Source organism: Nonomuraea lactucae (assembly GCF_003313395.1).
GTDB classification, from domain to species: Bacteria; Actinomycetota; Actinomycetes; order Streptosporangiales; family Streptosporangiaceae; genus Nonomuraea; species Nonomuraea lactucae.
This window is the reverse complement of sequence record NZ_QNFZ01001007.1, coordinates 1-13,605: the sequence shown is the minus strand read 5'-3', so window position 1 is coordinate 13,605 and position 13,605 is coordinate 1. Positions and strand designations below refer to the sequence as shown.

At 72.0% G+C, this 13,605-nt stretch carries 10 protein-coding genes and 2 pseudogenes; 9 read left to right on the top strand and 3 right to left on the bottom strand.

Going from position 1 to position 13,605, the window contains the following annotated elements:
- From DQW85_RS36565 to DQW85_RS36540, 6 genes and pseudogenes are all read left to right on the top strand, one after another.
- A pseudogene (locus tag DQW85_RS36565) lies at window positions 1-406 on the top strand (cell division protein FtsZ); the annotation flags it as partial.
- Between the two features lie 388 nt (window positions 407-794).
- Complete coding sequence (locus tag DQW85_RS36560; RefSeq protein ID WP_113704317.1) at window positions 795-1,487, top strand: YggS family pyridoxal phosphate-dependent enzyme; 693 nt, start codon at window positions 795-797, stop codon at window positions 1,485-1,487.
- A 141-nt stretch (window positions 1,488-1,628) separates the two neighbouring features.
- A complete protein-coding gene (locus tag DQW85_RS36555; protein WP_113704316.1) occupies window positions 1,629-2,129 on the top strand; it encodes a cell division protein SepF in 501 nt (166 codons plus the stop codon).
- Between the two features lie 80 nt (window positions 2,130-2,209).
- The gene (locus tag DQW85_RS36550; RefSeq protein ID WP_113704315.1) at window positions 2,210-2,500 is read left to right on the top strand and encodes a YggT family protein; all 291 of its coding nucleotides are present in this window, start codon (window positions 2,210-2,212) and stop codon (window positions 2,498-2,500) included.
- Between the two features lie 107 nt (window positions 2,501-2,607).
- Window positions 2,608-3,468: a DivIVA domain-containing protein gene (locus DQW85_RS36545; protein WP_113704314.1), complete on the top strand. Its 861-nt coding sequence runs from the start codon at window positions 2,608-2,610 to the stop codon at window positions 3,466-3,468.
- A 41-nt stretch (window positions 3,469-3,509) separates the two neighbouring features.
- On the top strand, window positions 3,510-5,294 hold the full coding sequence (locus DQW85_RS36540) for a hypothetical protein (protein WP_162795669.1): 1,785 nt from the start codon (window positions 3,510-3,512) through the stop codon (window positions 5,292-5,294).
- A 51-nt stretch (window positions 5,295-5,345) separates the two neighbouring features.
- Here DQW85_RS36540 and DQW85_RS36535 read toward each other — a convergent pair whose 3' ends face one another.
- Together DQW85_RS36535 and ileS are read right to left on the bottom strand one after the other, a co-directional pair.
- Complete coding sequence (locus DQW85_RS36535; protein ID WP_113704312.1) at window positions 5,346-7,634, bottom strand: NACHT domain-containing protein; 2,289 nt, start codon at window positions 7,632-7,634, stop codon at window positions 5,346-5,348.
- Window positions 7,635-7,781: 147 nt separating this feature from the next.
- The gene (ileS, locus tag DQW85_RS36530; protein ID WP_113704311.1) at window positions 7,782-10,928 is read right to left on the bottom strand and encodes an isoleucine--tRNA ligase; all 3,147 of its coding nucleotides are present in this window, start codon (window positions 10,926-10,928) and stop codon (window positions 7,782-7,784) included.
- A 455-nt stretch (window positions 10,929-11,383) separates the two neighbouring features.
- On the opposite strand from ileS, the gene DQW85_RS36525 reads away from it, so the two are divergent.
- The 3 genes from DQW85_RS36525 to DQW85_RS36515 are packed head-to-tail and all read left to right on the top strand — an operon-like array spanning window position 11,384 to window position 13,240.
- Window positions 11,384-11,773 (top strand): TraR/DksA family transcriptional regulator, encoded by a 390-nt coding sequence (locus DQW85_RS36525; RefSeq protein WP_205315675.1) that lies wholly within the window; start codon window positions 11,384-11,386, stop codon window positions 11,771-11,773.
- 32 nt (window positions 11,774-11,805) lie between these two features.
- Entirely contained in the window at window positions 11,806-12,327 is a 522-nt protein-coding gene (locus DQW85_RS36520) for a signal peptidase II (RefSeq protein ID WP_205315674.1), read from the top strand.
- Window positions 12,311-13,240, top strand: a complete 930-nt coding sequence (locus DQW85_RS36515) for an RluA family pseudouridine synthase (RefSeq protein ID WP_113704309.1) — start codon at window positions 12,311-12,313, stop codon at window positions 13,238-13,240. Before DQW85_RS36520 ends, DQW85_RS36515 begins: the two co-directional genes overlap by 17 nt.
- Window positions 13,241-13,253: 13 nt before the next feature.
- On the opposite strand, the pseudogene DQW85_RS36510 reads toward DQW85_RS36515, so the two are convergent.
- Window positions 13,254-13,605 (bottom strand): annotated as a pseudogene (locus DQW85_RS36510) (hypothetical protein); the annotation flags it as partial.

Genomic DNA, 13,605 nt, shown 5'->3' with positions numbered 1-13,605 from the left:
GCGTCCCGGCGTCTCCACCCCCACGGTCAAGGCCGAGCCAGCGCCGCGCGCCGACCACCGGCCCGAGCCGCGCGCGGACCTCAGGCCGGAGCCCCGCCCGGAGCCCCGCTCCGACTTCAGGGCCGAGCATCGTCCCGAGCCCCGTCCCGAGCCGCTGCCCGAGCCCCGCGCGGAGGTGCGTCCCGAGCCGGTGCGTCCCGTGGAGAGCGTCCCCGAGGCCGCTCCCGCGGCGGTCGAGCCGATCGCGGACGAGCTGTCGAGCCCGGTGTCGATCCCCCGGCCCACGCCCGAGCCGGCCAACCCGCCCACGCCCATCAGCTCCCGCATGTCCGAGCCCGCCAAGCGCCGCCCGGTCGTCTTCGAGGACCAGGAGGAGGAGCTCGACGTTCCCGACTTCCTCAAGTGACCCCTCACGCCCCTCGCCGCTCCGTCCCCCGTCTCCAGGGGCATGACGGAGCGGCGTCGCCGTGTGCGGGGCCGGGAACCGTGCGCGGAGGCTCGGCGCTGCCGGGCCGGGAACCGAGACGGGGCGTGACACGCCGGGGCCGGGAACCGGGACGGCGGCTTGGCGCTGCGGGACGGAACCGGGAACCGGGACGGCGGCTTGGCGCTGCGGGACGGGGCCGGGCGCGAGGGCGGGGAAGCCTCGGTCGTGCCAGGATGAGTGGGCCGGTGGGCGCGGCGGGCGGGTGCCGTCGAGCGCCCTCACCGGGCGGCGGCCGGCGGCACAATGTGGACAGCGCGGGCTCCGAGCGGAGCGGACGCGCGCACCCGGACGAGAGGGGAGAGGCGCGATGAGGCGGGACGAGATCGCGGCCGGGCTGGCCGAGGTCGACGGGCGCATCGCCGAGGCGTGCCGGGCGGCGGGCCGCGACTGCGGCGAGGTCACGCTCATCGCGGTCACCAAGACCCGCCCCGCCGAGGACGTGCGGATCCTGTCCGAGCTGGGCGTGCGCGACATCGGCGAGAACCGCGACCAGGAGGCCGCCCCCAAGGCGCGCGAGCTCGCCGGACTCCCGCTGACCTGGCACTTCGTCGGCCAGTTGCAGAGCAACAAGGTGCGGTCCGTGGCCGGCTACGCCGACGTGATCCACTCCGTCGACCGGCTCAGGCTGGCGGCCGCGATCAGCAAGGAGGCCGGGCGGCTCGGGCGCGAGGTCGGCTGCCTGGTGCAGGTGGCGCTGGACGACGATCCCGGGCGGGGTGGCGCCGTCCCGGCCGACGTGCCGGCGCTCGCCGACGAGATCGCCGCCTTCGGCAACGTCTGGCTGGGCGGCGTCATGGCCGTGGCGCCGCTGGGGGAGGACCCGGGCAAGGCGTTCGCCCGGCTGCGCGAGGTGGCCCTCGCCGTACAGGAACGGCATCCCCGGGCCACCATGATCTCGGCCGGGATGAGCGACGATCTGGTGGAGGCCGTCGCGCACGGCGCGACACACGTGCGGGTCGGTACGGCGTTGCTCGGCCGCCGCAAGCCCTTCGTCAGGTAATGTCCCCTCAAGTGGGCCTTCAGGCCCGCGCATCCAGTAGAGGTCGATCAGCGGTGAGCTTCAAGGGGGGTACGGCTGCCGCCTCGGGCCCTCGCGACAGGCCCGAACGAGTGCGACCATGAGCGGGAGGACGACGTAGCGATGGCCGGCGCGATGCGCAAGATGGCGGTCTACCTCGGTCTCGTGGAGGACGACCGCTACGAGAGGTACGACCCCTACCAAGACGACTACGCCTACGAGGACGAGCCCGCGCGCACCGGCGAGGAACGGCCCGTGACGGCCCAGGAGCGCGACGAGGACTCCGACGCGGCCATGCCCGCCCCCAGGCCCACCACGACGGTCCTGGAGCGCCGCACGACCGATCTGGCCCGCATCACCACGCTCCACCCCCGCACCTACAACGAGGCCCGCACGATCGGCGAGCACTTCCGCGACGGCACCCCCGTCATCATGAATCTGACCGAAATGGTTGACAGCGACGCGAAGCGGCTTGTGGATTTCGCGGCAGGTCTGGTCTTTGGCCTACATGGCAGCATTGAACGTGTTACCAACAAGGTATTCCTGTTGTCCCCAGCCAATGTCGAGGTGACCGCCGAGGACAAGGCACGAATCGCGGAACGCGGGTTCTTCAACCAGAGTTAGAGTCTCTGTATGTCTATCGAACCCAACCAGGTCTCGCCGAGGCCGGGAGGGCACACCAGAAGTGGAGGCGCGGCCAGTCCGTGGAGATCGTAAGTCAGATCTTGGTCGTTGTCCTGTCGCTCTACCTGGTGTTGCTCATCGGCAGGATGATCTTTGAGACGGTGCAGGCATTCGCCAGGCAGTGGCGTCCCTCCGGGGTCGTGCTCGTGCTGGCCGAAGCCACATACACCGCAACAGACCCACCCCTCAAGTTCCTCCGCCGTTTCATTCCTCCGCTCCGGTTGGGTACGGTGGCCTTTGACCTAAGCTTCACAGTCCTCTTCATCGTGGTTCTGATCCTCATCCAGATCGTTGGATGGCTGGGCCGATGACGGGGGCGGCGGGGCACCGGTCGAGTGCCAACTCGTGTCCGCGCTGAAGTGATTCGGGTTCCCCCGTCCCTCCGGACAGACTCCACGCGCGCCAAGGAGACCAAAAGATGCCGCTGACGCCCGCTGACGTGCGGAACAAGCAGTTCAGTACCACCCGGTTGCGCCCGGGCTACGACGAGGAGGAGGTGGACGCGTTCCTCGACGAGGTCGAGGCCGAGCTTGACCGCCTGATCCAAGAGAACGAGGAGCTCCGCGCCAAGCTGGCCGAGTGCCTGCGCGGTAAGGTGCCGGGCGGCATGAACATGCCCATGGCCTCCGCGCCGGTGCAGGAGCAGCCCAAGCCTGAGATGATGATGCCGCCGCAGCCGGAGCCGATGAAGGCCCCCGAGCCCCAGCAGCAGCCCGTCCCCGTGGCGATGAACATGCCGCCCGCCGAGGACAACATGGACACCGCGGCGCGCGTCCTCGCCCTCGCGCAGCAGACCGCCGACCAGGCGATCGCCGACGCCCGCCGCGAGGCGGACGAGACCGTCACCCGCGCCCGCCGCGAGGCCGACGAGATCCTCACCAAGGCCCGCCGCCAGGCCGAGCAGGTCATCGGCGACGCCCGCGCCCGCGCCGAGACGCTCGAGCGCGACGCGCAGGAGCGCCACCGCCAGGCCATGGGATCCCTCGTCCAGACGCGCGACGAGCTCGAGCGCAAGGTCGAGGAGCTGCGCAGCTTCGAGCGCGAATACCGCAGCCGGCTCAAGCTCTACCTGGAGAACCAGCTCGCCGAGCTCAACGTCTCGGCCGAGGGCAGCGGCGCCTTCCCGGTGATGTCGGGCGGTCCCGCCGCGGCTCCGGCCATGTCGCACGCCGTCCCCCAGGGTGGCCAGCCGCCGCTCCCCGGCCCCAACCCCTTCGGCGGCGAGGCTCCACAGGGCGCTTTCCCCGGCGGTGACGGTCCTCACAACGACCGCCGGTAAAGTTACGGGTCAACAGGACCCGTCACTCGAAAGAGCCCTCTGTGATCCTTATCAGTGCTGGTCTGGTGCTCGCGGCGGTCGTACTCCTGATCGCGGGCTTCGTACTGGCCAAGGTCTACCTGATCATGTGGTCCATCGTGGCCAGCGTGCTGTCCGCGCTGTTCCTGGTGATCGGGGCGTTCCTGCGGCGTCACGAGCTGTTCCCCGGCGCTGGGCGGGCCGCTGAGCCGGCCACCCCTCCGGCCGGGCTCGTCCCACCAGGCGTCCCGCACGGTCAGACCGGCCCGCCAGGGCAGACCGGCCCGCACAGTCAGACCGGTCCGATGGGGCAGACCGGTCCGGTTGGAGCGCCGCCGTCCCAGCGTCCACGCACGCTGCCCGCGACGGCGACCGTCCCCGCGGCGCCCACCCCCCGCCGCCCGGCTGCCAGGGGTGTCTCCCCGGACGCGATCGTCCTGGTGATCCCGGGGCGCAAGCGCTACCACGTCGCCGGGTGCCGCCAGCTGATCGGCCGGGATCACGAGGAGCTCACGTACGAGGAGGCACGCGAGGAGGGCTTCACGCCCTGCACGGCGTGCCTGCCCGACGCCGCCCTCGGCGGCCGGCAACTGCCGCCCGTCGCCGATCCCGAGCCCGCCTCCTCCGGCTCCGCGCCCTCCTCCGGCTCCGCGGCCTCCGCGGCGAGCCTCGCCGAGCCCTCCGAGCCCACCCGCGACCTGCGCCTTCCGGTCTCCACCGGCTCGGCCGAGCCGGTCGCGCCGCCGAAGCCCGGCTCCAAGGCTCCCACCCCCGGCCCTGAGCCCTCTCCCGCCGACTCGAAGGCCTCCAACGCCTCGCCGGCCTCGAAGGACGAAGGGGCGGGAGGGTGGTTCGAGCGTTCCGCCGCCACCGGCTCCGGCAAGGGATCGCCCCCCGGCGGTAAGGCCGAGCGCCCCCCATCCGCCTCCGCCGGCAAGGGGTCGGCCTCCGGTGGCATGGCCGAGCGCCCCCGATCCGCCTTCTCTGCCTTCTCCGCGTCCCCCGCATCCCCTGCATCCTCCGCCGCCGAGCCCGGCGAGGACGAGACGACCCCCAGGATCTCGCCTCCGTCCACCGGCTCCCGCACTCCGCCCCGTCCCGCCTCAGAAGCCCGTCCGGCCTCAGACGCCCGTCCGGCCCCAGAGCCCCGTCCGGCCACCGAAGGCCGTAAGGCCCCTGGAAAGACGCGGGACGAGGCGGCCACGCCGGGGGGTCCCGCCACGCGCGCCGCCGCCGAGCCTGAGAGCCCTTCCGAGCGTCCTGAACGTCCTGAGCGTCCGGGGCCGGAGTCTCGCCGCCCCGAGCGGCCCACGCCCGGCTCCGGCGGCTCCGCGAGCCCGGCCGCGCGCCCCAGCGCCTCCGACGACTCGGACGATTCAGGGCCTGAGACGCAGCCCCAGCGCGCCGTGTCCGCCTCGGGGGAGCCGATCGAGCCGCCCGCCAAGCCGCACGCCCCACCGCCCAGCGGGTCCACCTCGGGCAGACCGTCCTCGGGGCCGCGCACGGCGGCGCAGGGTGGCAAGGGCGAGAAGGCCACTCGCCCGGCCAAGGGCGCGGAAGACGACCGGGCGGCCAAGGACGAGGACGCCGAGGCCCCGCCCAAGGACGAGAATCCGGAGGCCCCGCCCAAGGAGCGGCCCGGTACCGTCAGGGTGATCGTCGGCACCCGCCGCTACCACAGCACCGTCTGCCCGCTCATCCAGGGAGCCGGTGACAGCGGCGTCGAGACCATGACGCTCGCCCAGGCCGAGGACGCGGGCCTGACCAGCTGCTCGGTCTGCCAGCACGACCGCGAGACCGTCGGCTAGCCGACCGGCGCCGGCGCGCCGGCCGATGCCGACGCCATGACCCGGATGCGGCTAGTCCTTGAGGGTGGGGTGAGCCGCCAGGTAGTCCTGGACTTCGCGGTGGCGGAACTGGTAGGCGATCCCGGCTGTGCGGACCAGCCCGGCACCGTGGGCCCAGTGCAGGAACCGACCCAACCGCCAGGGCAACGGGTTGCGGCTCCACCGTCTGGTGCAGGCCAGCAACGTAACGTAGCGCACCCCTACCAGCCCGTTCACAAGGAGGGTCAGCGACCCCAGCACGAGCCAGGCCGCGACACTCGCCACGATTCCCTCCAGGAACCAGAACACCAGCCCGACAACGAGGGAGAACGCGAGGCTGCCGATGATCCGGAGGGTCAGATCGGCTCTCAACACGTCACGTGGGTCTGTTACGCCCACAGTGCCGTGAACCACGACCTCTCCGGAAAGCGCCATCAGGAACGCGCCCGGAAGCCCGATCGCCAGGGAGGGCGCGGCCCATGCCCAGAACCCGAGCACCACCACGATCGGGACTCCCGTCGCGGCCCCGAATCCGGTCCCTGCCGCGACCCCGGTCACCGTGGCGGCCAGGAGTCCTCTGACGAAACCGATCGTGACACCCACCCTCAGACCCACCACCAGCCAGACCGTGAGACCGGCCAGGAGGCCCGCGGCGACTCCGGACACCAGTCCGACGACGAGCCCGCCCCTGCTCTCCCCCTCAACCGGATTCAACAGCGTTATCACGCTGATGATGAGGACAGCGAGCACGGACAGACCACCAAAGTTCTTCGTCACGCTCCCCGCGAGCCGGAGCCGGCCCGCATCAGTGAAGAGCGGGCGTAAGGCGATCCGGCCAGGCTCGGGCCAGATGTCTCTCCGCAAGCACCACCACGCCAACGGGCCCGAGATCAAAGCCGCCGCACCGGCGCCGGCGAGAATCGTCAACGGTGATCTGATCGACGACTGCGCCATGTAGATGGCTGTGCCGGTCATCCAGATGGCCGTCATGCCGCCGATGAGGGCGCGGTGGAGGCGGCGGGCACCCGCCAGGGGCCACAGCTCGTGCAGGACCAGGTCGGTGCCGGACAGAGGTCGGCCGCCGACGGTGCGGCCGGTCTCGGTGTTGCGGTTCAAGTAGCCGGCCAGGGTCGCCAGCCAGCGCCGCGCTCGCTCGGGGGTGATCCCGTCCGGTGGCGGATGCAGACTGCTTAGGGCGGGGACGAGCAGGGCCAGCAGGTGGTCGCGCACCGCCTCGGGAGTGGCCCACCTGGTCAGCTCGGCGGGGTCGCGGACGAACGCCCCACCAGGATCGCGCTGGTCGTAGACGGTGGCGGCCAGAGTGAGCCGCCACGGAGTCGACAGGGCACGCGCGAGCGGCCCGCGCGGGGCGCGTCTGACCGCGGTCAACACCGGCTCCCAACGAGCCGGGTCGACCGCCCGGACCGTCAGGAATGCCCGGGCCTGCCGCGCGTCGACCGGGGTGATCCCGACCTGGGCGGCGTCCTGCGCCCAGATCCGCAGCTCCTGCAGCGCCTGATACTGGGCGGTGCGGCAGGTCAGCACCACCGCCCCCTTGACCCGCTGATCCTGGTAGTCGTTGACGGCGCGCAGGACGTGACCGGCGCGCGAGACATAGCCGGGGCGCTCGTCGGCGTCCATCTCGTCCAGGCCGTCGATGACCGGGATCACCAGGCGCGCGCTCACCAGCGCTCTGATCGTCGCCTCGCCGAGCTGGTAGACCTGGCTCAGGTGCCGGCGCAGCCACTCCTCCACCGCCTCCTTGACGGGCAGGCCGGAGTCCAGAGAGGCCGCCGAGACGCGCACCGGCACCGGATCGCCGGACCGCCGGGCCTCGATCAGGCCCAGGATCAACTCGACTGCCAGAACCGTCTTGCCACCCCCCGGCGCTCCGGTGATCACCAGACGGCGAGGTGACAACCGGCGGTAGTAGTCCACCACCTCTGTCAGGTGGCTGCGCCGCCTGGCCCCCGCCGCCGGGTGGGCGGGGGAGGCCAGGAAGTCGAAGGCCACGTCGATGGCCTTGTCATGACCGCCCAGAAGCTGGCGGCGCACGGTGGTCTCGCTCTCGGCCACCACGCGGGCCAACCGGTCGGCGGCCTCGGCCGGTGCGGGCTCGGGCGGCCGCCGAGCGCGTGCCGCCATCTGCAGCGAGAGGAGAGCGACGGCCAGCGCCACCAGTCCGATCACCGCGCCGGCCGGGTCGACCTGGCCCACCTTCAGACCGGGGAGCACCCGGACGCCGACCAGCACGGCCGCCGCCAGCGCCGTCAGGGCCAGCGCTCCCCACGCCCACCCGGCCTTCCGCCCCCTACCGCTCATGGCCCGATGATGACCTGTGGTGACCTCGCCCGCTCTCCGGGGAAGCCCGCTGCGGCCGAGCTGTGACCTCCCCTGCCCCACGCGGGCGCCTGCCCGGGAGCGGGGCGGGACACGGCGCGGAGCCGCGGTGTCCCGCCCCCGCGGCGGTCAGGCGCGGCGGAGCTGGAAGGTGAGGCCCAGATCCTCGTCCGCGTGCGTGGGCAGATCCGGCCGCGCGCCCTGCGTGAGCGACGTGGCGAGCACCTCGGCCGCCACCTGGGCGGTACCCGAGCCGAGTGCCCGCGCCAGGTCGGCGTCGGCCGACGTCCACCACAGGTCGATGCGGTCGGTGATGGACAGGCCGGTGGCCTTGCGGGCCTCCTGCACCAGGCGGATGACCTCGCGCAGCAGCCCGGCGCGGCGCAGGTCGTCGGTGAGCTCCAGGTCGAGCGCGACCGTCTCGCCCGTGCCCGTGTCGACGGCGCCCGTCTCCACCGCCCAGCCCGAGCGGGGCTGCTCGGTGACGATCACGTCGTCGGGGCCGAGCGGGACCGGCCCCAGCTCGGCCGCCTCCACCGTCACCGTGCCGCCGGAGCGGAGGGCGCGGGCCAGCGAGGCGGCGTCGGCGGCGGCGACCGCCGCGGCCACGAGCTTGGTCTGCGAGCCGAAGCGCTTGCCGAGGGCCCGGAAGTTCGGCTTGACCGTGTAGGACACGAGGTCGGCGCTGAAGCCGGACATGTCCTCCAGGGCCTGCACGTTCAGCTCGTCGGCGATGAGGTCGCGCAGCTCGGCGGGGAGCGACGGCCAGCCGTGCGCGCCGACGAGCGCCCGGCCGAGCGGCTGGCGGGTCTTGACACCGGACGAGGCGCGGGCCGAGCGGCCCAGCTCCACCAGGCGGCGGACGAGCGCCATCCGCTCCGACAGCTCCGGGTCGAGCAGGTCCTCGCGCGCCACCGGCCAGGAGGCCAGGTGCACCGACGAGGGCGCGCCGGGGGCGCGCAGCACGTCCCACAGGTAGTCGGTGACGAACGGCGTGACGGGCGCCATCAGCCGGGTGACCGTCTCCAGGCACTCGTACAGCGTGGCGAACGCCTCCCGCGACCCCTGCCAGAAGCGGCGGCGCGAGCGGCGCACGTACCAGTTGGACAGGTCGTCGAGGAACTCGGCGAGCCTGCGCCCCGCCCGCTGCGTGTCGTAGTCGTCCAGCGACGCCGTGACCTCGGCCACCGTCCGGTGCAGCTCGGCCAGCGCCCACCGGTCGAGCAGCGGCCGCTCGGCCGCCGGCGGCGCCTCGGCCAGCAGCTCGGGCGACCACGACTCGGCGCCCGCGTAGAGGGTGAAGAACGACGCGGTGTTCCAGTAGGTCAGCAGGACCTTGCGGACGATCTCCTCCAGCGCGTTGTGCCCGACGCGGCGGGCCGCCCACGGCGAGCCGGAGCAGGCCATGAACCAGCGCAGCGCGTCGGCCCCGTGCTCGTCCATCAGCGGGATGGGCTCCAGCACGTTGCCGAGGTGCTTGCTCATCTTGCGGCCGTCCTCGGCGAGGATGAGGCCGAGGCAGAGCACGTTCTCGTAGGAGGACCGGCCGAACACCAGCGTGCCGATCGCCATCAGCGAGTAGAACCAGCCGCGCGTCTGGTCGGTCGCCTCGCAGATGAACTGCGCCGGATAGAGCCCCTCGGGCTTGCCGCGCGTCCCCCACTGCGCGAAGGGCATGGAGCCGGAGTCGTACCAGGCGTCGATGACGTCCGGCACGCGCGCGGCCCGCTCGCCGCACTCGGGGCAGGGGAAGGTGACGTCGTCCACGTACGGGCGGTGCGGGTCGAGCGCCGACAGGTCCTGCCCGGCCAGCCGGCCCAGCTCCTCCAGCGACCCCACGCACGTCACGTGGGTCTCCTCGGCCGAGCACACCCACAGCGGCAGCGGCGTGCCCCAGTAGCGCGAGCGCGACAGCGACCAGTCGACGTTGTTGCGCAGCCACTCGCCGAACCGGCCCCACTTGATCGTCTCGGGGTACCAGTTGGTGCGGGCGTTCTCGGCCAGCATCTGGTCCTTGACCGCGGTGGTGCGGATGTACCAGGACGGGAGCGCGTAGTAGAGCAGCGGCGTGTGGCAGCGCCAGCAGTGCGGGTAGCTGTGCTCGAAGTGCTCGCCCCGGTACAGCAGCCCGCGCGCCCGCAGGTCCTCGGTCAGCACCTCGTCGGCGTCCTTGAAGAACATGCCGCCCACCATCGGCACGTCGTCGTGGAAGCGGCCGTCGGGTCCGATCGGGTTGACCACCGGCAGGCCGTAGAGCTTGATCACGGCAAGGTCGTCGGCGCCGAACGCGGGGGCCTGGTGGACCAGGCCGGTGCCGTCCTCGACCGTCACGTAGTCGCCGAGCACCACGTGGTGGGCGTCGGGGATGTCGACCAGCTCGAACGGGCGGGTGTAGGTGGTGTGCTCCAGCTCGCGGCCGGTGAACCGGGCCACCTCGGCGGCGCCCTCGCCCAGCACGGACTGCAGCGGCTCGGCCACGACGAGCACCTCGCCGCCGGCGGTGCGCGCCGCCACGTACGTCACGTCGGGGTGCACGGCGACGGCCGTGTTGGACACGAGCGTCCACGGCGTCGTCGTCCACACCAGCAGGGAGGCGCCCAGCTCCGACAGCGGTCCGGAGGTGGCGGGCATGCGGACGTAGACCGACGGGCTGGAGACGGTCTCGTAGCCGCCCGGCTGGCCCAGCTCGTGGTCGGACAGCCCGGTGCCGCACCGCGGGCAGTAGGGGGTGATGCGGAAGTCGCGGAACAGCAGGCCCTTGTCGAAGATGACCTTCAGCGACCACCAGACCGACTCGATGTAGGACGGGTCCATGGTCCGGTAGGCGGTGGAAAGGTCGATCCAGTAGCCCATCCGCTCGGTGAGCCGCTCGAACGCGTCGACGTGGCGCAGCACCGACTCACGGCACTTCGCGTTGAACTCGGCGATGCCGTACGCCTCGATGTCCTTCTTGCCGGTGAGGCCGAGCTCCTTCTCGATGCCCACCTCGACGGGCAGGCCGTGGCAGTCCCAGCCGGCCTTGCGCGGCACGCTGAAGCCCCGCATCGACTTGTAGCGGGGGAAGAGGTCCTTGAAGACGCGGGCCTCGACGTGGTGGACGCCGGGCAGGCCGTTGGCGGTGGGCGGGCCCTCGTAGAAGACCCAGGTGGGGTTTCCGTCGTTCTGCTCGATGGAACGCTCGAAGACCTTCCCGTCCCGCCACCGGTCGAGGACCTCGCGCTCGAGCGCGGGCAGGTCGACCTGCGCGGGGAGAGAGCGGAATGTAGGGGACGACATCTCGGGCGTGCCTCCACGCGGTCACTGGACTACAGGGCTGCGTGAAGGGACGAAGCCGTGGGGCCCCGCGGTACCACCCTTCTTGGCCTCGGTGACCGAGGCCCTCTTCGTTGCGCCTGCTGCCGGGTCTAGTGAGCTCCGAGAAGCCGTTCTTCCGGCGGCTCCGGGGTGATGTCCCTCACATTCGGGGCCCCATCATCGCCTTGCAGTGCTTCACACCTTAACGCAGAGCGGCCCGCGAGGCTTCCAGGTTTTCCTGGTGACGGCCATGGCTCCGGTAGGGAAGTCGTAAACGCCGACAAAGTTGGGGAATGGACTTGGCCTCGGAGGAGTTGAACGGGCGCGGCTGGATAGTACGGGAGAGGTAAATGACCCGGTGGGTCGTTTGCCGTTCTGTTATGGGGGCACCTAAGCTGCCCGCACCATTCACGGCCTTGATCAGCATGGAGGCAGCCATGGCGGCAGTCACGCAGACCGCTACACCCGCGATGTGGTCGGACCAGGAGCTGGCCGAGGTACGCGGCACACTGCAGACGGAGATCGACGAGCTCAACGCGGACATCCTCCGCCACGAGATGGAGATAGCCTCCGGCGACGTGACCCAGGGAGCGGGTGACGACCAGGCGGACGCCGGCGCCAAGACGTACGAGCGCGAACGCGAGATCGCCCTTACCCTGAATGCGCGCGACCTGGTCGCGCAGAACGAACGTGCGATCGCCAGGATCGACGCGGGTACCTATGGAGTGTGCGAATCGTGCCACAAGCCGATCGGCAAGGAACGCCTTCAGGCGTTCCCGAGGGCGACGCTGTGCGTGACCTGCAAGCAGAAGGAGGAGCGCCGGTAACGGCGCCGCGCGGGCGCCACATCGCCGTCCTCGTGACGCTGGCGGCCGTCATCTACGTGAGCGACCTGATCACGAAGACGGTGGCGCTCCGCGCCCTGGAAGGCCGCCCTGACCCCCTGGTGGTCGTCAAGGACGTGCTGCAGTTCAGGCTGATCTTCAACTCCGGGGCCGCGTTCAGCATCGGCACCGGGATGACGGTCGTCTTCACGTTCATCGCGGCCGGCGTGGTGATCGCCATCCTGCGCACGGCACGCAGGCTGCGGAGCCTGCCCTGGGCGATCACGCTGGGCCTGCTCCTCGGCGGTGCGTTCGGCAACCTGACCGACCGGCTGCTGCGCCACCCGTCGGGGTTCGGCAGGGACACGCAGTTCCAGGGGCACGTGGTCGACTTCATCGAGGTGCTGCCCGGCCACTTCCCCCTGATCGACTACTTCCCCGTCTTCAACATCGCCGACTCGGCGATCGTCTGCGGCGGCATCCTCGCGGTGGTGCTGGCCTGGCGCGGCTACCAGATCGACGGCACGAGGGAGCGCAAGGGTGAGCGAGCAGCGTAGCCTGCCCGTCCCCGACGGGCTGGAGGGCGAGCGGCTGGACGCCGCCCTGTCGCGGCTGTTCGGCTTCTCGCGCACCCGCGCGGCCGAGCTGATCGTCGCCGGCGAGGTGCTGGTCGACGGCAGGCAGCCGGCCAAGTCCGACCGGGTGCACGCGGGCGCCTGGCTCGACGTGACGCTCCCGCCCCCGGCGAGCGCCCCTGCGCCGGTGGCAGAGCCGGTGCCGGGCATGCGGGTGGTCTACGAGGACGACGACATCGTCGTGGTGGACAAGCCCATCGGCGTGGCCGCCCACCCGACCGTTGGCTGGACCGGCCCGACCGTGCTCGGCGGCCTGCTCGGCTCCGGCCACACGATCGCCACCAGCGGCGCCGCCGAACGCCAGGGGATCGTCCACCGGCTCGACGCCAACACGACCGGCGCGATGGTGGTGGCCAAGAGCGAGCACGCCTACTCCCGCCTCAAGCGCGCCTTCAAGGAGCGCACGGTCGACAAGCGCTACCACGCGCTGGTCCAGGGGCACCCCGACCCGTTCAGGGGCACGGTCGACGCGCCGATCGACCGCCACCCGTCCGGTGACGGCCGGTTCGCGGTCGTGGCGGGCGGCAAGCCGTCGGTCACCCACTACGACACGATCGAGGCGTTCCGGGCGGCGTCGCTGCTCGACATCAGGCTGGAGACCGGCCGCACCCACCAGATCCGGGTGCACATGGCGGCGCTGCGCCACCCGTGCGTGGGCGACCTGATGTACGGCGCCGACCCCACGATGGCGGCCCGGCTGGGCGTCGGGCGGCAGTGGCTGCACGCGGTGTCGCTCGGGTTCGAGCATCCGGGCACGGGGGAGTGGATGACGTTCGACACCGGCTACCCTGAGGACCTGCGCAAGGCCCTCGACATCGTCGGCGCCGAGTCCTGACGCCCCGCCACGGTCAGGCCCGCTGCTTGCCGCCCTCGCCGTTCTTACTGGCCTTCTTGGGCTTCTTGGCGAGCTTGCCGCTGTCCTGGGGCTCCACCTGGCCGGGCGCGCGCGAGCCGGGCTGGTCGTCCGACTGCACGGGGGTGGGCTTCCTGGTGGGCGCGCGGGTGGGCTCGCCCGTACGGTCGCGGGTGGGCTCGGTGCTCGGCCGGCGGGAGCCGGGAGTGCCGGACGGGGGGTCCTGCCGTACGCGCTGGTCTGCGGGGCCCGTCGCGGGGCCGGTGGGCCGCGTACCGGAGCCGGAGGGCAGCGTGGCCGGCTCCGAGGCGCTGGGAGCGGGCGTGGGCGCGTCCGTGGAGCTGACG